This is a genomic window from uncultured Dysgonomonas sp., from assembly GCF_900079725.1.
In the GTDB taxonomy this organism is placed as follows: domain Bacteria; phylum Bacteroidota; class Bacteroidia; order Bacteroidales; family Dysgonomonadaceae; genus Dysgonomonas.
This window is the reverse complement of the sequence record NZ_LT599032.1, coordinates 4585107-4605484: the sequence shown is the minus strand read 5'-3', so window position 1 is coordinate 4605484 and position 20378 is coordinate 4585107. Positions and strand designations below refer to the sequence as shown.

Here is a 20378-nt window from a genome sequence, read left to right as displayed (position 1 = left end):
TTTTATTTTTTATCTACCGATTCCAGATATTTATCGATACCTTTCTTTACATCCGGCCAGTAATTATACATCTTCAGGTGAATAATATCGAACAGAAAATATCCGTTTCCTGCGTTTATTGCTGCATCAACCGTATTGGTTACAGCAGTATTCACATTCGTTCCTGCAGGTACATCCCAGTTACCAACATCAGGCCCTCCCGCATATTTTACATCGTCGAGCAGCAAGTTCTTTGCTTGCTTACAAAATCCTTCCACAGACCATTCTCCGCTTCCATATACTCTATTAGCCGAAGCATATGCGCCCAGTAGCATAAAATCGAGATGGTCGGCATACCCATAATCCTTATAATTCTGGCTGGCCCATGCAGGATATGCAGCAGCGGTGTTATATTTAGGACTAGCCCAGTTTACACCAACTCCGTAATAAGACGAATACCACGCTCCCACATACACGCCGAACTGTATATTCTGATTCTGTGATTTCACTTTCTCGCGGGCTTTCACGACAAAATCATGTATTGTTTTAGCCCTGAATTCAAGCCATTTCTTATAATGGGTAGGGAGTGGAGATGGTATAGGAGTTACTCCGGCTCCCGGAGCCATGATATCGTCAGGAAATTTAGATACCTTCGAACCGATGTATGCTTCAAACTTCTCGCGTGTATAATCCGAGAAATCACTTGCAATATCATCGAAACGACAGCGGTCGAGAAAAATACCATCTACATTATATTTCGCCAGATCGCCAAGTATAGTAAGCAGATAATTCTGCACATCCTGATTTACAGGGTTCAGAAATTTCGTTCCATACGTATCACTACCCAAATCCATTACATTGGTAATACCCGTAGCCGTATTGACCGATGTAGCCCAGTTCTTTTTAGTATCGTCACGGAATAACATCCCCTGATGTCCCAAGCCATAAGGATAATCATTGCCGGCTGTAAATGTATTAATAGCCGCATGTATCTTCAGATCCAGTTCATGCCCCATATCTATAAAAGCCTGAAGATAATCCCAGGTAGCTGTACGTTCGTAAAACTGGTAACCTGTGCTTGACCAGTAATCCAGTTTTCTGACCTGTTCTACAGCACTTGTATTGAATAATACATCTCCCATTGTCGGGCGTACATCTACTACAATATCAGTGAAACCGGTATTTTTAGCCAAAGTAAGATCTCGCTTTATATTTTCTTTACTATTGGCATAGTCGGGGAAGTTAGCTGCCGCATCTATCCACAGATAACGTGGTTTTGCAGTAGTCTCACCACCGGGTTCTTCTTCGCCACCCCATTCCCAACCCGGTTCCTTAGGGTTGTCGCTGCAGGCATTTGCAAATAGAGAAAAGCCGATGAGAGTAAATAGCAGGGTTATAATTCGTACAGTTTTCATATTACAATACAGGTAATGATTAAAATTCCGTTAATTAGTTATTTAATTAAAAGCCAAAGCAGAGCTACTTTCCGGTAAGTATTTTTACAATTTCAGGATAAGCAACTGTATTATTTTCATCTACAATGCTATAACCTGCTCCTTTGTAATCCCATGAGGTATATCCTATTCCGTACTCACCGAGTAAAGAAACAATATCCCGATACCAGTTAGCCCGGCTTTGCTCAGGCACAGTGTATAGTGTGCCGAATTCTCCGACAAATACAGGAACGCTCAGTTGTTTAGCCCTGTCGATACCTTCTTTTACAAACGGACGCAAAGCTTCCTTATTGAATACCTGTTTACCGGTAGATTGCCATTTTTCAGGCAATTGAGAAATATATCCATCAGGCACCAGTTGCCCCGGATATGAAATTGGAATATCCGTCCGGCCACCTGTAGTATCATTCTGTCCGTAGGCAGTAAGTAGGTAAGGGGCATAGACGTGATACGTCATCATAATATTTTTAGTTGCAGGTAATTTCAGACTATTATACATCACAGCAAAATTGCTTGTACAAACTCCTACAATAAGAGTCCTTTCCGGTTCTTTTGCCTGTATGGCAGGTATTACCAGATTCAACACACTGTTCCAGTTTTCAGGGTTTTCAGAAACAGGCTCGTTCAGTATCTCATAGGCCAGTAAGTCGTTCGAGTATTTTGAAAGCTCTGAAGAAAGATCTTCCCATAAGCGAACAAACTTTGCAGGTTCCTCCGGCTTCGTGAACAAATCGTTTTCCGTATTCGTAAAACGGTGATTACGCGTGATGTGCATATCCACAATTATTTTCAGGCCATTGCTCTGGCACCAGCCGATAGCATTATGCAAAAGATCGAAAGCATAAGGTCGTATTTTTTCTCCGTTCTCGGTCCACAGTACAGTCTCATCTATAGGAAGACGTATATGGTCAAAGCCCAGTTCCTTCAATTGCTTTACATTTTCATTTGTAAAAAATGCAACGCGTTCTTCCCCACTAAATTTAGGCGTAGATATCCATGAAGCAATATTCACTCCTTTCTTCAGCTCAAATCCGGCAGGTACCTCTTCTTCCTCTTCCCACTCCCATCCTGTTTCCTTAGATTCACTACTACAGGCACTACATGATAAAAATATGGAAAAAAGGAATATTGTTATGAAAGTATTCTGTACGATTCTCATATTTCAATTACTATTATCAGACCGGCACCCATTATATGAATACCGGTCTGTTAAGGTTTTTTATTATTTATCTATACAATCAAATTTATAGCAGCCCAACACACTGGATGCATTGTCTATATAGTACATATGCATCATAAATCCATCAGCAGAAGGGTACAATAAAATATCAGCAGTACGAGGCTCTAACGGAGTTGCTCCATTATTGTAAGCAGTTATACTTTCCTGTTTGAAAGTCAATGCAGGACTGTCTGTAACAGATCCCGTAACCAGAGCCGGATTAGTTACATCATACATATATATCTGACCACCCAAAGCCCATTGAGGGAAGAATCCCATATTATAGGTCATCATGTAACGGGTATTATTGAATACTTTTATATCAAACATACCTATACCTCTGGCCCAGTCCCCTGTTCCCGCCAGTTGCCTGACCACAGTATTTGCTGTTCCATCTACATAGTATACATTTCCGCCTCCACCGGCATAGTGACCTATGTAATAGCCATCGGCCAGATTAGTAGAAGCATATGTGAAACGCGGCGCATTATCAGCTCCACCCCATGTACCTATACCAGACACGGAAATCACCTGTGGAGTACCAGCTACACCTCCGCTTACAATCCAGCGAACGAAGCTGCTGGAGTTTTCACATGTAGCTACAATAATAGCATCCCCATCAAGATTTCCTTGTACCGCCATTTTAGATCCGATAGTGAAACCTGTAGTATTAGACATGGAGAAGAATAATGTAGGAGCAGCTGTTACCGACTTGGTTTTGTAGACATTTAATGTACCTCCGGCAGCAGCATTGTTTGCAATCAACATATTACCGTAGATATCACCTGTAATGCTACCTCCGGCATTGGCCGAACCGATGTTGATAGAGCCAAGTTTAGCTCCTGTAGCCCTGTTGATATATACAGGAGTAGTTCCATCACCTAAGTTTAAAACTAAATAACTGCCAAGTACGGCTAATGACGGATTACTTGATTTGGTCATAGAGAAACCATACGCACTCAGGTTAAGCTCATATACATTTTCTTCACTACCCTTGCGGTATCCGGCTCCAATCTTACTAGGTATTTCTTTCTTCACTGTATATTTCTTTGTAGATGTACCATTATGTGCTGTTATGGTCAATTCTACATTGTTATTGAAGTCTAAAGGAGTAACTGCAGGATCCGGTGAAATAGAGAGTGCATGCGGAGATAATTCATAGTCAGCCAAACTATTCGACAGATCGTCTATACTTATCAGGGATATAGTCCCTGCAGCATCGTCTATTATACCGGTAACATCTTTATCTTTCAGTGAGAATGTTATAATATTGCAAGCGCTGGATTTTACCCTTTCACCTCTGATTGTTATCGACCGTTTATTTCCATAAGAATCTGTTAATGTGAAATGATTGTCTTTTGTCAGATCCAGAACACTCAGGCCCGGAGCAATCGTGAAATTATTATCCAGATTAGCTTCTACCTTCATCGCAGACATGTATGGAGTAGTTTCGTTGTAACTATCTGCAGGATAGAACCAAGGAACAGGAATTACATAAGTATCAGCATTAGGGTCGCTGATGGTATATGATGCGGCCTCTACCTCTGCATATTCACCAGTAGTAAATTTGACAGTCAAGCGAGTGAGCCCCTGATTATCTGCCGGCGGTATAATGTCGTCAGGACTCTGGCATCCTGATAGAACCACCAGAGATATAGCTATAATATATAATAAATTATTTTTCATAATCATCTTCTATTTAATATTTATCTCCACTCTGCATATTGTTGTATTGCGCTATTATTGTTCAGTTCGTTCACCGGTAAAGGGATCTGATACATCTTAGCAGGGAAGTTTCGGTTTTGCTTATCACAGTCTACATAGGTATATTTAAAAGTTTCGTTTGCATTTTTTTCGATCTTCAAACCATGCACTCTACTTCCTGTAAATGCAGACTCAGCCAGTTTCCAACGTCTCATATCCCAATAGTAAAGACCTTCGTAAGCCAGTTCCACTTTACGCTCCTGACGGATTGCAGCCATCAGGTCGGTACCACTTTTATTTACGTAAGGTAGCCCTGCACGTGTACGGATAGCACGGATAGCATTATTCGCCCCCTCGCTATCATTCAAACGATAACATGCCTCTGCCTTATTTAGTAATACTTCAGCATAACGGATAGCAATCCAAGGTTGTGTACTGGAACTAAGAACAGTGAAATCATGATTTTCATCTACAAGTTTACGCAGGTAATAACCTGTAGTAGTACGTCCATTGGGTACTGGATCATCTTTCCAGTTACACCAACCATCTATACCGCCAACAAAAGGTTCTACTTTACGTCCTTTCCATTCAGCGCCATTATACAAGACTGTAGCCTGGAAACGGGGTTCAAGATCCTCATAAGGAGGTTCCTCGCTTATACCGTCCGCTGTATGCCATTTCGACCAATCGGGAAATCCTCCGGTTTTCAATTCGAATGATTCTACCATTTCCTGTGTCGGTGTACCATATCCTCCGGTCATATTATTGCCAGCGTCACCCGCCGGGGCAAACAGATTGTCGAAGCTGTGAGTTACACCGCTCTTATCGTATGAATACTGCAATATGGCTTCTTTACTGTTATTCTTAAAGGCGTCGGCAAAGTTTGTTTCCAATTCGTAACCGGTAACTTTTGCTGCCGCATCTTTTGCTGCCTGCCATCTTTCGGCATATAGCATTGCACGGGAAAGTAAAGCATAAGCCGCTCCACTTGTTACACGTCCGTTAGAAACATTACTTACGGGGAGATATTGGCCTGCAAATTCAAGATCTGCCTGAACAAAATCCCATCCTTGAGCTTCTGTGCTAACCGGGGTATCTTTCTGTATTTTTGAAAGATCTTCATCGTAGATAATAACTTGCTTGTAACGCTTTACCAAATCGAAGTAAGCTTGTGCCCTGAAGAAACGCATCTCGGCTTCCAGTCTTCTGGAATCGTCTTCTCCTATAGTACCAAACTTTTTGAGATTGAACATTCCTTCATTTATACGGCGTACTTTTTCATAAGCCGTGCCCCAGTTTCCCAGATAATATGCAACATAAGTCGTTGTAAGTACACTTCCTCCATAGGCTATTTCGTTTGGAATATACATATGGGCATTGAATGTCATTGCTCCATACTTAAATATATCCGTAAGCCCCTCGGTAATACCAGCATTGCACTGTCCACTACTGAAATTACCATAGTAATTGATATCATGGTAAAAATTGTTTACTGCCAGTTCTGCATATTCAACCTTACTCCATGTCAGTTTATCCGAAATCTTATCGGTCGGGGTCATATCCAGATAGTCGCTACAGGCGGTAAGACCAAGCAGGACTCCCAATAATAATGAACTTAATATTTTGGTTTTCATATATTTAATCTTTTATAGTTAGAATGTAAGCGTAATACCACCCATAAAGGTTTTCTGCTGAGGATAGTATCCGTTATTCACGCCCGGTGATTCCGGGTCGATACCATCAGGAAGTCCTGAAATGGTGAATATATTAGAACCTTCTACAAAAAGCCTCAGATTCTCAATTCCGACTTTAGCCAAAATTTTACGAGGAATGGTATATCCGAATTGTGCTGATTTTAAGCGGATGTATTTTCCATCGCGGAACCAAAACGTAGATGCTAGCCCATTGTCCCCTCCATGACCTGGTGAAGCAAGCGTTATACGAGGGAATGTACCATTAGGATTATCCACACTGTACGCATTCTCTACAAGGAAAAGCGGAGAGTTTGCGCCTTCTTTGAATGTCTGTGTCCATATTGTATTATCATCATAGCCGTTGTAGTAAGTACCCGTAAGTGATACATCGAACAACGCACCACCCGTAAACTGGGCATTGAAATCGAAACCGTTCCACTCTGCTCCCAGATTAAGGCCGAACATTAGTTCCGGACGATTGCTACGCCCAATACGACCACGGTCCTGATTATCAATCTTACCGTCACCATTCACATCCTTGTATTTTATATCTCCTACATTCGGGCGACTGCCATACCATGCTGAGTTGTCAATTTCTTCTTCCGAACGGAACAAACCTTCTGCAGTCCATCCATAAGTAGCATACACATTCGATCCGGTCACCTTCTGTATTTCAGGAATATTCACATCGTCAGGATATCGTAGATAACGGCTTTTAGCATATGTCATATTACCCGCCACGGTATATGTAAACGGTTTTCCGGCTACAGTGAATTTATTCTGGTGTTTAAGTAAGAATTCCAAGCCTTTAGATTCTATCTTATTGTAGTTTTCAAAAGCAGGATAGTAACCTCCCATTGAAGGCGGGTAGCCTGTCGTTCTTTGTGCAAGAATATCATAAGTATAATTATAAAACATATCAAATTCCATACTTAGTAATCCACCCCACATGGTGAAATCATAACCGACATTATATGACAACGTTTTCTCCCATGTCAGATTCGGATTTGCAAATACACTGGTATATAAAGCGTCAGCCAATGATCCATTCAGTGCCAGTTTGCTCGCATAAGCATACGTGCTGAGAAAAGCATATGGGTTAGAACCGGCATCATTACCCAGAAGACCGACAGATGCACGAATCTTCAGGTCATCGAGGAAGGATAGGTCCGACATGAAACTTTCTTCAGACATACGCCAGGCCACTGATCCTGATGGGAAAAACCCCCATCGTTTTCCACTTACATTTCCTGCAAATTTGTATGAACCGTCGTAACGCCCCGTAAACTCAGCCAGATATTTGCTCGCATAATCATATTTCATACGGAATACATAGCCCATAGTGCGGGAAGCATTACTATATCCACCGATAGGAGTGTCATCTGCTACACCCAATCCCAGTTCCGGTAATTCAGCAAAGCTCAGATTCTTTGCATATGCAGAAAGGGAGTTACTTTTATTATCCCTGATTTCTGCCAATACCATGAAGTCAAGATTGTGTTTATCAAACGAATTTACATAACTAACGCTAGCCTGTCCCACCATCTGTTCGGAAGTATACTGGCCTTCACCCAGTCTGAGATAATTCACCGAACGCGGGTCTTGCACTTCCTTATATCCCAGTTTTCCACTGGAATCGGGGAGTTTGATCGCATTTAATGTATATGGTGTACTCAAATTTTTGTTATGTGATGTACTATAGTCGTAGGCTCCTGTAAGTTTTGCACTTAAACCTTTAACCCATGGCGCATCGAACTGAATAGACAGGTTTGTCTGTAAATCGGTACTCCTCGTTTTCTTATATCCCGATTCATATATAGCAGCCAGAGGGCTTTGCGGCAAGCTCGTATTACGTGCTGGAGTAGCTGTATATAATCCTTCATACTTTTCAGGCAGATAAGGGTGCATAGCTATAGCCTGACGCGAAATAGACAACCAGCCTTGTTCTCCTAGGTAAGAGTCTGAATCTGTACCACCTGAAGCAAAACCCGGTGTCTGACGGCGTCCGATATTACCAGCCAAACCAAGGCTTACTTTGAAATGTTTTGCTATATCGGCATCAATATTCGTACGAAGATTGTAACGGCGGTATGTAAATTCATCTATATTACCATTTTGACCTAGATAACCTATAGATGCCAGATAACGGGCACTCTCATTTCCTCCCTGCACAGTTACGTTATGTTTCTGATTAGTTCCTGTACCGAATACTTTATCAATATAGTCTACATTATCCCATCCATCGGTAGGGTCGCCATTGGTCATCTTTGCAATATCGTCCTGAGTGAATATAGGCACATACTGGCTACGGTCTGTGATGGTACCGCTGGCAAGTTTATCCATCATGTCGGCCATATTGTAGTAATGGGCAAACTGTGGACCATTCATGAATTTAGGGAAGTTAGCGTTCATAGACACCCCTACGGAACCATTGTAAGTAATCTTCGATTTACCTTCTTTTCCTTTTTTAGTGGTAACGATGATTACACCTCCTGAGGCCTGTAGTCCATATACAGAAGCGGCTGCCGCATCTTTAAGTACAGATACACTCTCTATGTCGTTCGGGTCTATCTCGTTAATAGAACGGGGCATACCGTCTACGATATAGACTGCACCATATCTGGCACCACGAATAGTTAATGAAGCCTGATCGAGTCCCGGTTCACCTGATGTCTGAACAGATGAAACACCCGGCAGACGTCCTCCCAGCAAACTGGATATATTAGTAGACGGGGCTTTCAACAAATCATCACCTTTAATAGCCGAAACCGCACTGGTAAGAGAGGTTTTCTTCTGTACGCCGTAACCGACTACTATCACCTCGTCTATCAACTTAGAGTCTTCCTGCATCACCACATCGAGTGTAGTGCGTCCGTTCAGATTTTGTGTCTGGGTAATATACCCTACATAAGAGAATTCCAATATCACATTGGTATCAGGCACCCGGATCTGGTACTTTCCATCCACATCGGTAATTGTCGCATTTGTCGTACCTTTTACCGCAACCGTAGTCCCTATCAAAGGCTCGTTTTTTGCGTCACGTACAAACCCTGTGACAGTCACCTGCGCCTGCATACTCATAAAAATTAATGAGAGTAATAATGAGAATAGCAGTCTCATACTCTTTTGAGCAGTTGGTTTTTTCATAGCAAACTTTTTTGAGTTAATTTAATCAATGAATGTATATTCAATTTATTTAAGTTCTTTGTACAACATAAATCGTAAGAATCTTAATTTACCGGCCACTAAAGCTTCATTTCGGATTTAGTGCCGGGTACAATAACCGGATCTTTACTGTTTATATCCTCCAATACCTTCCAACACTGATATAATCCGCGTGGCACATGGAAACATCCTTTCCATTTCCCTCCTTTTAGAGTTAGTAATACCTCTCCTCTCCTATTCAGATAACCATACCATTCAGGGTATTTCTGATCTTTGAAGTGCGACCAAGTATAGTCATGTATCTTCTCGAACCATTTCAAACACTCCTGCGAACCGGTAAGATTGTATCCTTTCAGCAACGAGATCAGAGTCTCGATATGCACCCACCACAATTTCTGGTCCCATTCCAATTGTTGCGGCGGGCGTCCCAGACGATCCATATAGTAGAAAATACCTCCGTATTCCTTGTCCCAGCCGTAATCAATCATTTTTAAAGTTGTTTCTACAGCCTTGCTTATCAATTCGGGCCTGTTGAGACGATGTCCGAGATCCATAATAAACCACATAGCTTCTATAGCATGTCCGGGATTCATCAAGCGGCCGTCGAAGGTATCTGACAATTCACCGTTCACAGTCACGTTCTCTACTATCAATCCTCCTAATTCGGGCCGTAGAAATACTTCCATCACTTCATGAATGCAGTCATCCATTACTTTATTCAAGAATTCTTCGGGTAACAGATGCTCTATCTCCAAAGCCAGATTGCAAAGAATCATCGGCAATGCGAAATTTTTCAGGTTCCGTGTTCCCGGATATGCCTTATTCCACTTTCCTTTCGGATTATCAACCTTAGATAAAATAATATCAAAAGTCTTACGTGCTATTTCTGCATATTCCTCGTTCCCTGTAGCCTTGTTCAATTGCCCGAACGCCATCGTGGCAAACGTATATGAAAATATATTGTAAGGCTCTATCAAGGGTTTGCCCTCCCTGTCGAGAGAGAAATACCAGTTGTAATTACCATCGTGTCCGTACTTCTTGAGGAACTCCCCGCCCTGAACGGCACAATCCAACCAATCCTGACGTTTTTCCACATTATTGTACATCATGGAAAACATCCATACCTCGCGCCCTTGCAGCCATATAAACTTATCAGTATCGAATACTGTCCCATCCCTGTCGAGGCAAGAAAAATATCCGCCAGACTCTTTATCCTGAGAGTTTTTGAGCCAAAAAGGCAATACATTGTCTAGCAGCTCCGATTTGTACTGCTTCTCTAATTTTTTAAAATCCATAAGATTGTATTTTTATATAGTATTTTCCTGATTTATGTTTCCCAGAATTTTTCTATTTCTTCTAACGATTTGCCTGTTGTTTCAGGAACTAATTTCCACACAATCAGCATGTATGGCACACACATAACCGCAAAGAGAATAAATGTGCCTTCGGGCCGCAGGTTCTGTAACAACCACGGGGTAAGCTGTCCGATCAGGTATGTTCCTATCCAAAGTGAGAATCCGGCAATAGACATAGCCAACCCACGCACCTTGATCGGATACATTTCCGACAACAAAACCCAGATAACAGCACAGATAGATACCGCGCAGAAAAAGATGTAGGCAAGAAAGAATATGAGTAACAACACATTAGGTATACCTAAATCATTTCCTTTTACAAAATAGAATGCAATGAGAAGGAGTGAAACTATCATACCCGAAACGCCATAGTATACAAGTTTCTTTCGTCCTATCTTATCGATAATAAAGATTGCCAGAATGGTGGTCAGCATATTTACCAAGCCCACAATCACCTGATAGAAAAGTGAGTCGTCGCCCGACAGGCCACTGCTTTCGAAAATGGAAGGTCCGTAATAAAGCACGGCATTCACCCCCATAAACTGTCCCAGCATAGCTATCGCCACACCGATAATAACGGCTTTCGTTATACCCGGTTTTAGCAGGATGCGCCAGTTTGACTTGGTTTCACTTCCTATTACTTTTTTAGTTTCGTTCATCTCATATGCAGCAGACTCTACCGAACCATATATATGTTTCAGAATAGATTCGGCTCTTACATCACGATTCTTCAATATCAGCCATCTGGGGCTTTCGGGGATGAAGAATATAACAACAAAGAACAGCAAGGCCGGTATTACCGCCATTCCCAGCATACTTCGCCATACCTCGCTATGGAAAATATGATATAATGTAGGATTCGATAATTGTTCCGCGCCGTTTATAGAATAATTCAACAAAGCATAATTTACAAGGTAAGCCCCCAAGAAACCTACCGTAACAGCAAGTTGATAAAGAGAAACCAAACGTCCACGGTATTCGGCAACTGATATCTCTGAAATATAAAGCGGCGATATTATAGACACAACACCGATTCCAATACCTCCGACAACGCGTGCCATCACCAAGTGATTGAAATCAGAGGATATGGCACAACCGACAGCAGATATAGAAAAGAGTATGGCTGCTACCAGTAATGTCTTTTTCCGTCCAAAATTATCGCTAAGCACTCCGGCACACATAACGCCGAATATGGAACCTACAAGGGCACATCCCACATACCATCCCTGAGACAAGGCATCGAGAGAGAATTGAGCGGAAACCTGTGCTATAGTCCCCGAAATCACAGCGGTATCATATCCGAAAAGAAATCCACCTAAAGCTGCAACAACAGACAAAAAGCTTATATATCTTATATTTATAGAAGAATTCATATATGTACTTTTATTTTATTTCGAAATATTCTTTATATCTGTCGTACAAATGCCCTGCTTGCAAATAGGCCGACTGAGGGCTCATAAAGTGTGAGAACTCAAATGTTATAGCCTTATCGTATCCCGCCCGTTTAGCAGCTTCGAGCTTCATCCGCAGTTTATCAAACTTGATAGGTAAAAATTTTATAGGCATATCACGGTCGAAAGTCTCGGCATTTGTCCAGCATTGAAGGCCGTATTTATCTGCAAGTTTTTTATTCACTTCGAAGAAAGCATCCAGTTCGTCATAATCTATGTGCCCATCCTGAAAGGCACATGCATCTACTGCTCCTTTTATACCATCAAATATTTCGCCCCATTCTTTTTCGTGCTCCTGAACAGAAACCGATTCAGTTTTCGACAACAGGCTCGATGCCGCCATTACAGCTTTTTTACCATCGATCCAGGGTGATATAAACGTAGGTAGCCCGTTCGATACGTCTTTACATTGTTTCCCCATGGAATAAAAAGCGTTTATAGCCCCTTTGGTTTTGCGGCTGATTTCTCCACTGATATACCATCCGCCGAAACTTTTATATTTTTCTCCGTATTTTTTCCAGACTTCGTCTATTACATATTTATTATGCTCTATTTCGGAAGACAGATCACCCGTATCCCAATATTCACCGGAATCATAAAGCCCGAAATAAAACTTCATATTATATTTCTGTGCAAGGCGCAAGTACATATCAACCAAATCGACCGAAGGCATGTAACAGCCTTTTTTCAATAAATATTGGGATGGATATGTAATAAACTTACGGTATCCGGAACGGATCATTATGACTGTATCGATACCAATATTCTTCATATGACGAAAATCGAGATCCCATTCTTTTTCGCCCCAGTTCTGATGTGGTATATCATGTGATATTTCATCCAGAAACGTACCCGAAATGTGAAGTCCGTTTGCTTTTGGTACTATCAGACTACTCTGAATAGAGTCGTCTGTTTTCAAGGTCTTGTTGCTATCCGAGGTTTTCCCCCCGCAGGCTGCCACAGCTGGTATTGCTACAGCTGAAGCTCCGGCTATCGCCGCTTTTTTGAGGAAATCCCTGCGATTATTTGTTTCCATATAGTATTGGTTATTATTTGCTTACAATTACAATTTATTCCGCTTATATGCTATATTATGATAATAAAATAAAACAATCAATTTTCTATTTTGACAATAATACATTAATTATCAGATATATAATTCGAGTATCAGAGCGTCAGGTTTATTAAGGAGTTACGTTAAGTATGCATTTCTACGACAAATATGATAAAATATTTTTTATAAACAAAGCATTTAATAAAATAATTAATTATATAAGATCATTTTTAACATTAAAATTAAATACAAACCCATATGATCGTAAAAAATATTTATTAATGAAGCATACAGTATTATATAAAAAAAAGTTCGAAATATATTTAACAATATATCGAAACTTTTAATGAATTATATAAATAAGGGTAGAATTTGATCAAAGGATTTCAATCATTAATCCACATATATTATTATTTATTTTATCTATACAATGATTATCGCATCAAGCATAACAAAGAAGAGTTCTTTGAAATATTGTCAGCCCCTTAAATCGCTCTTTAGAGGGGATTTACATAAAGAATAAAAGACAGATAAAAAATAGTGGGGAAGGTGTAACTTTTGTTACCTTTCAGCAAGTAATAAGTTGAAAATTATATGAGATACAAGTTGACAAGACACGATATACAAGTTGCTAACAGATGACTATTCACTGATAACTGGTATATGTGTTACTTTTGTTACTTTTTAATAAAGGAGATTCGCACCACTTAGCATGGCAAAATAATTATTAATTATTCATTATTAATTATTCATTCTTAATTATTAATTGCTTTCCCTGTTACCTTTGTTACTTTTTAACTATATATAGTTAATGAACGTAAATATCGTTTCAGTTAGAGGAATAGCATTAAACCGCCTATTAAATATAACAAAAGACCTTTTGATTTACTAATACAAATTTTATACTCACAAATATTTACTAAACCGAAACACCTTTTTAATAATAAACGTAAGTCAAAGGGTATTTAATAATATTTTTTATTTATATTTGTATTAATGTTCAAATTTTATTTGAAAGGGGAATATCAATAAATCAGGAAACATGAATATACAGTTGCTTCAAGAAATTGAGCGAGGTACAAAAAGTGCTTTGATCAAGAAGAATATTATTAATTATTATATCCAAAACGGAAGTTCAACTATTACTGAACTGTCGAAAGAACTGGATCTAAGCATACCCACTGTGACTAAGTTTATTGGTGAGATGTGTGAAGATGGATACATAAACGACTATGGTAAACTGGAAACCACAGGGGGGCGATATCCTAATCTATATGGTCTAAATCCCGAATCCGGTTATTTCATAGGCGTCGACATGAAACAATCGGCTATAAATATAGGGCTGATTAATTTTAAGGGGGACATGGTCGATCTGACAATGGGCATTCCTTATCAGATGCAGAATACCCCTGAGGCCATGAGTAAGTTGTGCGAACTCATTCTTGCATTCATAGATAAGCAAACTGTAGATAAGAATAAAATACTGAATGTAAATGTAAATATATCGGGGAGGGTAAATCCTGAATCGGGATATAGTTACAGTATTTTCTATTTTGAAGAGAGGCCATTAGCTGAGATTCTTAGCGAGAAACTGAACGGCTACAAGGTTACCATCGACAACGATACCCGGGCCATGACCTATGGGGAATACCTGTCGGGTTGCGTAAACAGTGAAAAAAACATCATATTCGTAAATATAAGCTGGGGGTTGGCTATAGGGATCATCATAGACGGAAAAGTGTATACAGGAAAATCTGGATTTGCCGGAGAGTTTGGCCACATGAAGATATATGACAATGAAATATTGTGTCATTGCGGTAAAAAAGGTTGTCTCGAAACCGAAGCCTCAGGATTAGCAATGCATCGGCGCCTTTTCGAGTTGGTTCATGATGGAGCCTCCTCCTTATTATCGAAAAAAATATTGAAAGACGAGTCGGTAACATTAGATGAAATCATCGCCGCAGTTAATAAAGAGGATGTACTTTGTATAGATCTGGTAGAAGAGATAGGGCAAAAAATCGGAGAGCAGATTGCCAGCCTGATCAACATCTTTAACCCCGAAATGGTCATTATAGGAGGAACAGTATCTATGACCGAGGACTATATTATGCAACCCGTAAAAACAGCGATCCGCAAGTATTCACTTAATCTGGTGAATAAAGATTCGACAATTGCAATATCAAAATTGAAGGATAAAGCGGGGGTGATAGGCGCTTGCTTATTGGCCAGAACACGCTTATTCGAAATATATTAGTATCATATAAAGAACTATCGACGTCTAACTAATTAAAAATGTATAAATTATCTTATTATATTGCAAATATTAAGAAAGTTTTATACCTTGTGCCTGAAACTATCAACAATAGACTTATAAAGTCCTGATTAATAATCAGATTTTCTGACTCTAAACAAACTTTGGCTAATATTCTGAAACCTCCGTATACATTTCGGAGGTTTTATTTTTAAGCTTATCGTGCAAACCGGTTCAGATACTTCCCTTTAATCACTCTTAACTTATCCACCACCCGGAATTTTGATAATAATCCTGCCAGCACAAGCATCGTTCCTGCCGACAAAAGCAGCCCAAAGAAAAAATCAAACAAAAGGGAATAACGGTTCAAAAGTAGGGCAAAACCTATAATACCGACACCAATCACGAATTGCTTACTATATATTATACGAAATAATCTCTTCACTTCAATCTGTTTTAAGGTTACGAACCTATTTTCAGAGGACAAAGATAGTCTTATTTTAATCCTCACTATATAGATAATATCCAATTCTTAATGTTCATCCTGAAAATTAACAGAACAGGGCTTTTACCTTGACGATAAAAACCCTGTGATACTATCCGGTTCTGATTATTATTTAGCAGCAGCTAAAGCCGGCTGATAATTTGGTTCGTTTGTTATCTCAGAAACCAATTCTGTATATACGACTTTACCATTAGCATCGATGACAACAACCGATCTGGCCAATAAGCCTTTCAACGGACCATCAAGCATCAACACACCATAATCTTTTGCAAAAGACGCATTTCTGAAAACAGAAGCCGGAACAACATTGTCAATACCTTCTGCCGAACAAAAACGGCCTGCAGCAAACGGAAGGTCAGCCGAAACCGCAAGAATTACAGTATCAGGGAGCGCAGCCGCCTCTTTATTGAATCTGCGAACCGATGCAGCACATGTGCCTGTATCAAGACTTGGGAAGATATTTAATATTACTGTTTTACCTTTAAGGTCTTTCAACGACACTTCTGAAAGATCGTTCTTTACTAGTGCAAATTCCGGAGCTGCTGAACCTACTGCTGGTAACTGCCCGCTAGTGTTTACTGTGATGTCATTTTTAAATGTAACTGTTGCCATAATTTTTTTTAATTTATATAAGTTAGTATTCTGATTTTCGATGCGTTATTATAATATAAACCTCGAAATTGTTATTTTAGTTCAATAAGAAATTCATTTTTCGGATGACGAACCTTATTCATATTCACCAACCAGTCATTTACTTCGTCTCGATATCCCAAGGGCAATACCGTTACACTCCTCAATCCCAGTTCTTTCAAACCAAGAAGATTATCCAGAGCATCATTATCAAATCCTTCCATCGGTGTCGAATCCACATTCAACTCTGCAGCCATAGCAATAGCAAAGCCAAAGGCTATATAAGATTGGCGGGCGGCATGCTCAAAGTTTGCTTCTGACGGACGATTCAGATATGCTTTCTTCAATCTGTCTGTGTAGTCGTTATAACGACCAGGCTCCTGCCCTCTCCCCTCTGTGGTATGCTTATATATATTATCTATACGCTGAGATGTGTAATTATCCCAAGCGGCAAAGACAAGTACATGAGAAGCATCGGCAACCTGTTGCTGATTGTAAGCAATAGGAACTATCTTCTCTTTCAGTTCCTGATTGGTTATCTCTATTACCTGAAAAGGTTGCAACCCTGAAGATGTGGGTGCAAGCCAGGCAGCTTCGACGATTTCGTTTACAAGTTTTTGATCTACCTTCTTAGTAGAATCGAACTTCTTTGTGGCATAACGCCATTTAAATGTATCTAATAAACTCATTGTTGTTATTATGTTAAAAATACTGCTTATTTTTCACTACATGTTATCAATAAAATCTTATTCAACTGAGTGCGAAGCTGAACAAGCTGCTCATCTGTGAGCTTTAACTGTTTTTTCATTGCAGGAGGGATCAACTCGGCGCACTTCTCCAATTCTTTCCCTTTATCCGTGATTATTATATCCACAATCCTCTCATCTTCTGTCGAACGCTCTCTATTTAGAAGTTCATTTGCTTCCATGCGCTTCAACAATGGTGTAAGCGTGCCGCTATCGAGCCACAAAAGCTCTCCTAACTGCTTTACGGTTGCCGTCCCCCGCTCCCACAACACCATTAACACAAGGTATTGAGGATAAGTAAGCCCCAATTCTTCCAGATAAGGACGATAGAGTGCTGTTATCTGTCTCGACAAAGCATATATCGGAAAGCACAACTGATTATCTAATTTTAAATCCTCTGACATAAATATTACACAATTATATTGTGCAAAATTAAATATCACAAAATAAAAAACACTATTTTTCATGTTAAAAGATAATAAATGGGAGTGAAATGTCGAAATTGATGCTTCTGTATAGCAAATACAGAATCTTTTAAAACGCAATAGTGCAATTATCCTAAAACCTTCTTTGCCAGATCAAAAATAATTACTTATTTTGCTTGAAATTAAAGACGGAAGAAGAAGAAACATAAATTATAACATTAATATAAGTAAACCTTAGATTTATTCGGCTGTTTTGAATATCAATAAGTCTGATTTCGTTAATGAGCAATAGAATAAATCCATCTTTACAAAACGAATAACTTTGCAAGCTTTAATATTTTTAAATAAATCTAACAAATAACTTCTAAAGAAGAATATACCAACATTAAAATAAAACAATGTGACGAAGCCCCATGGTGGTGTTTTCATACAGATATACATCAACTGTTAATAGCTCAATATTATATATTGTCTCCACACTTCATCGGCTTGTTTGAGAAAATAGGCGATGAAAACCTATAGGCTAGTGTAACAGTTTACCATAGGGCTTCACACATTGTATAATTTAATATCAAAAATATCATTCTAACTATAAAACATATGTCCGGCAAAATAGTCGCCGGACACTTCCATGTACTTACAAATAGTTTGTCTAAAATCTTGTCTTCACTGTCATTATTCCACTTTGGAAAGATGCAATAGGGCTTTCTATATTATTTTTTTGAAAATTCAAGGTTTATTCGACACAAAAATAAACAGCATTTGCAATATAAACAAGAACAATTTAGTTAAAACTAAGTGTAAAATTGACAAATTATTACAGAATAACCTAAAACCAAGTATACAAGCCAGATATTGCCCTACTTTATCTTAAAATATGAAATCATAAAAACCTTTTTATTCAAATTCAATGCTTGTATCTTAAAAATTACTAACATTGCATCATATTATCAAGAGGCCAATGAGTAGTCCTAAAAACGATATAGATAAAACAACACTGCTTCGACTGAAAGATGGACAAAAAGCAGCTTTTGAACTGTTATATTGGAAATATAATCCCAAGCTATACAATTTCGTATACTCAATCTTATATGACAAATCCCTTGCAGAAGATATAACTCAAACATGTTTTCTGAAAATATGGGAATTGCATAAAGAAATAGACCCTGATAAGGGCTTTGCTTCTTATCTGTACACAATAGCCCGCAATCTGGTTTATAAAGAAACCGAACGTTTATTGCAAATGAGTAAGTTTCAGGCAGTATCTCAAATAAACAACAATGATACAGACCATGAAACTGAAAAGAAACTCGATGCAGCCTTTTTCGAATCATATATAAATAATATTATAGACCAACTCCCGCCCTCACGCAGAGAGATTTTCATTCTTAGCCGCAAAGAAGGATTGACAAATAAAGAAATAGCGTCGAAATTAGCTATTTCCGAGAAAACGGTAGAAACCCAGATCTACCGGTCATTACTGTTTCTTAAAGAAAAAATGAAAGGACAATTCACGCTCCTTGCATTATTATTTTTAGCCCATAATATTTAATTAATGTTAAAATGAAGAATTTATTTATTCCACCTGTAAGGGATTGGGGATAGATACAGATATATAAATTTGAATAGATGGAAAAAAGAAATTACATAGAACTATTAGATTCTTTTATGAGGGGCAAAACCTCGATTGAAGACGAACAGGTTCTGCTGGCATGGTTCAAATCGCCGGAAGCAAAAGATGAGATATTCTTAACCTATTCAATGCAATGGGAAAATGTTTCAGATGATCTGGAAGAAGATATTCAGATAAGAATGTTTGAAGAAATACAAACGAAGATCTATGAATCTCAACTTCGGCCTTCATCCACCAAACCGCACAAGAGAAATAAATGGCTTCTCTTAAAACGCTATGCTGCTATAGCTTGTTTATTAGTAATTGCTGGACTAGGCTCGTACTATATAGCCCGCATGAGCCTATACTCTATGAAAGAGTTTATAGTATCCGTAGATAAAGGACAAAAAGCAAATCTGTTATTACCTGATGGTACATCAGTTTGGTTGAACTCTGATTCCAGAATCAAATATGATAATGCATATAACACCAATGACAGGAGAATCATTTTAGAAGGCGAAGCATATTTCGAAGTAGCTAAAGATAAAGAAAAAAGATTCATCGTTACAGCCAACAATATAGATGTAGAAGCATTGGGTACAAGTTTTAATATAAAGTCGTACCAAACAGATAAAACGGTTATTGTAACCTTAGTGGAGGGTAAACTGAAGGTAAGTGACAACAAAAAGGATATGCTTCTCAACCCTAACGAACGCCTTACTTATAATAAGGAAAACGAGGCATTCACTATGACAGACACTTACGATGTTGCAAATGTAGCTATCTGGAGAAACAATGAATTGGCATTCTATGGTGAATCGCTGGAAGAAATCGGTACAATATTATCCCGCATATATAACATTGATATTGTATTTACGTCAGAATCAGCGAAACATTACAGATTCTCCGGAGTAATAAAGAATAACAGCCTGGGAAATGTTTTTGAAATTATAAGCCTGACTGCTCCGATACAATACAAGATATACAACAATACAGTCGAAATAAGTGAGAGTAAAAAAGTCGAGAAACTTTAAATTTAATTGATTATGAAAAAAACCTAGAAAGAAACGTTCGGAATAAATCCGGACAAACACATTCAAAACACAACCCTTACACCTTAAATCTGATATCAGG

Annotated in this window: 15 protein-coding genes; 3 read left to right on the top strand and 12 right to left on the bottom strand. The window is 39.0% G+C overall.

Annotation, left to right across the window (positions count from 1 at the left end):
- Positions 1-2 precede the first annotated feature (2 nt).
- The 8 genes from QZL88_RS18935 to QZL88_RS18900 all read right to left on the bottom strand — a co-directional run bounded on the left by QZL88_RS18935 (position 3) and on the right by QZL88_RS18900 (position 13057).
- Positions 3-1394, bottom strand: a complete 1392-nt coding sequence (locus QZL88_RS18935) for an alpha amylase family protein (RefSeq protein ID WP_296943975.1) — start codon at positions 1392-1394, stop codon at positions 3-5.
- Positions 1395-1458: 64 nt separating this feature from the next.
- The gene (locus QZL88_RS18930; protein WP_296943972.1) at positions 1459-2592 is read right to left on the bottom strand and encodes a cellulase family glycosylhydrolase; all 1134 of its coding nucleotides are present in this window, start codon (positions 2590-2592) and stop codon (positions 1459-1461) included.
- A 63-nt stretch (positions 2593-2655) separates the two neighbouring features.
- The gene (locus QZL88_RS18925) at positions 2656-4338 is read right to left on the bottom strand and encodes a DUF5018 domain-containing protein (protein WP_296943971.1); all 1683 of its coding nucleotides are present in this window, start codon (positions 4336-4338) and stop codon (positions 2656-2658) included.
- Between the two features lie 20 nt (positions 4339-4358).
- Positions 4359-5990, bottom strand: coding sequence for a RagB/SusD family nutrient uptake outer membrane protein (locus tag QZL88_RS18920; RefSeq protein WP_296943969.1), 1632 nt, complete (start codon positions 5988-5990; stop codon positions 4359-4361).
- Between the two features lie 18 nt (positions 5991-6008).
- Positions 6009-9131 carry a TonB-dependent receptor gene (locus tag QZL88_RS18915; protein ID WP_296945139.1) on the bottom strand — a complete coding sequence of 1041 codons (3123 nt, stop codon included), beginning with the start codon at positions 9129-9131 and terminating at the stop codon, positions 6009-6011.
- A 164-nt stretch (positions 9132-9295) separates the two neighbouring features.
- Positions 9296-10510 carry an AGE family epimerase/isomerase gene (locus QZL88_RS18910; protein ID WP_296943966.1) on the bottom strand — a complete coding sequence of 405 codons (1215 nt, stop codon included), beginning with the start codon at positions 10508-10510 and terminating at the stop codon, positions 9296-9298.
- A gap of 32 nt (positions 10511-10542) precedes the next feature.
- Positions 10543-11943, bottom strand: a complete 1401-nt coding sequence (locus tag QZL88_RS18905; RefSeq protein ID WP_296943964.1) for a sugar porter family MFS transporter — start codon at positions 11941-11943, stop codon at positions 10543-10545.
- Between the two features lie 10 nt (positions 11944-11953).
- Positions 11954-13057 carry a DUF4434 domain-containing protein gene (locus QZL88_RS18900; protein ID WP_296943962.1) on the bottom strand — a complete coding sequence of 368 codons (1104 nt, stop codon included), beginning with the start codon at positions 13055-13057 and terminating at the stop codon, positions 11954-11956.
- Between the two features lie 1060 nt (positions 13058-14117).
- On the opposite strand from QZL88_RS18900, the gene QZL88_RS18895 reads away from it, so the two are divergent.
- Entirely contained in the window at positions 14118-15329 is a 1212-nt protein-coding gene (locus QZL88_RS18895) for an ROK family transcriptional regulator (protein WP_296943960.1), read from the top strand.
- Between the two features lie 214 nt (positions 15330-15543).
- On the opposite strand, the gene QZL88_RS18890 is transcribed toward QZL88_RS18895, so the two are convergent.
- The 4 genes from QZL88_RS18890 to QZL88_RS18875 all read right to left on the bottom strand — a co-directional run bounded on the left by QZL88_RS18890 (position 15544) and on the right by QZL88_RS18875 (position 17611).
- Positions 15544-15771 (bottom strand): hypothetical protein, encoded by a 228-nt coding sequence (locus QZL88_RS18890; RefSeq protein ID WP_296943957.1) that lies wholly within the window; start codon positions 15769-15771, stop codon positions 15544-15546.
- A 168-nt stretch (positions 15772-15939) separates the two neighbouring features.
- Positions 15940-16443, bottom strand: a complete 504-nt coding sequence (tpx, locus tag QZL88_RS18885; RefSeq protein WP_296943954.1) for a thiol peroxidase — start codon at positions 16441-16443, stop codon at positions 15940-15942.
- 71 nt (positions 16444-16514) lie between these two features.
- A complete protein-coding gene (locus QZL88_RS18880) occupies positions 16515-17150 on the bottom strand; it encodes an NAD(P)H-dependent oxidoreductase (protein WP_296943952.1) in 636 nt (211 codons plus the stop codon).
- Positions 17151-17176: 26 nt separating this feature from the next.
- Positions 17177-17611 carry a MarR family transcriptional regulator gene (locus tag QZL88_RS18875; protein WP_296943950.1) on the bottom strand — a complete coding sequence of 145 codons (435 nt, stop codon included), beginning with the start codon at positions 17609-17611 and terminating at the stop codon, positions 17177-17179.
- Between the two features lie 982 nt (positions 17612-18593).
- Here QZL88_RS18875 and QZL88_RS18870 point away from each other — a divergent pair.
- Positions 18594-19184, top strand: a complete 591-nt coding sequence (locus tag QZL88_RS18870) for an RNA polymerase sigma-70 factor (RefSeq protein ID WP_296943947.1) — start codon at positions 18594-18596, stop codon at positions 19182-19184.
- A gap of 77 nt (positions 19185-19261) precedes the next feature.
- Positions 19262-20278, top strand: coding sequence for a FecR family protein (locus QZL88_RS18865; RefSeq protein WP_296943943.1), 1017 nt, complete (start codon positions 19262-19264; stop codon positions 20276-20278).
- The last annotated feature ends 100 nt before the right edge of the window (positions 20279-20378 follow it).

Coding starts and splice junctions, on each gene's coding strand:
- QZL88_RS18935 (WP_296943975.1), bottom strand. CDS start 1,394: ATGAAAACTGTACGAATTATAACCCTGCTATTTACTCTCATCGGCTTT.
- QZL88_RS18930 (WP_296943972.1), bottom strand. CDS start 2,592: ATGAGAATCGTACAGAATACTTTCATAACAATATTCCTTTTTTCCATA.
- QZL88_RS18925 (WP_296943971.1), bottom strand. CDS start 4,338: ATGAAAAATAATTTATTATATATTATAGCTATATCTCTGGTGGTTCTA.
- QZL88_RS18920 (WP_296943969.1), bottom strand. CDS start 5,990: ATGAAAACCAAAATATTAAGTTCATTATTATTGGGAGTCCTGCTTGGT.
- QZL88_RS18915 (WP_296945139.1), bottom strand. CDS start 9,131: ATGAGTATGCAGGCGCAGGTGACTGTCACAGGGTTTGTACGTGACGCA.
- QZL88_RS18910 (WP_296943966.1), bottom strand. CDS start 10,510: ATGGATTTTAAAAAATTAGAGAAGCAGTACAAATCGGAGCTGCTAGAC.
- QZL88_RS18905 (WP_296943964.1), bottom strand. CDS start 11,943: ATGAATTCTTCTATAAATATAAGATATATAAGCTTTTTGTCTGTTGTT.
- QZL88_RS18900 (WP_296943962.1), bottom strand. CDS start 13,057: ATGGAAACAAATAATCGCAGGGATTTCCTCAAAAAAGCGGCGATAGCC.
- QZL88_RS18895 (WP_296943960.1), top strand. CDS start 14,118: ATGAATATACAGTTGCTTCAAGAAATTGAGCGAGGTACAAAAAGTGCT.
- tpx (WP_296943954.1), bottom strand. CDS start 16,443: ATGGCAACAGTTACATTTAAAAATGACATCACAGTAAACACTAGCGGG.
- QZL88_RS18880 (WP_296943952.1), bottom strand. CDS start 17,150: ATGAGTTTATTAGATACATTTAAATGGCGTTATGCCACAAAGAAGTTC.
- QZL88_RS18875 (WP_296943950.1), bottom strand. CDS start 17,611: ATGTCAGAGGATTTAAAATTAGATAATCAGTTGTGCTTTCCGATATAT.
- QZL88_RS18870 (WP_296943947.1), top strand. CDS start 18,594: ATGAGTAGTCCTAAAAACGATATAGATAAAACAACACTGCTTCGACTG.
- QZL88_RS18865 (WP_296943943.1), top strand. CDS start 19,262: ATGGAAAAAAGAAATTACATAGAACTATTAGATTCTTTTATGAGGGGC.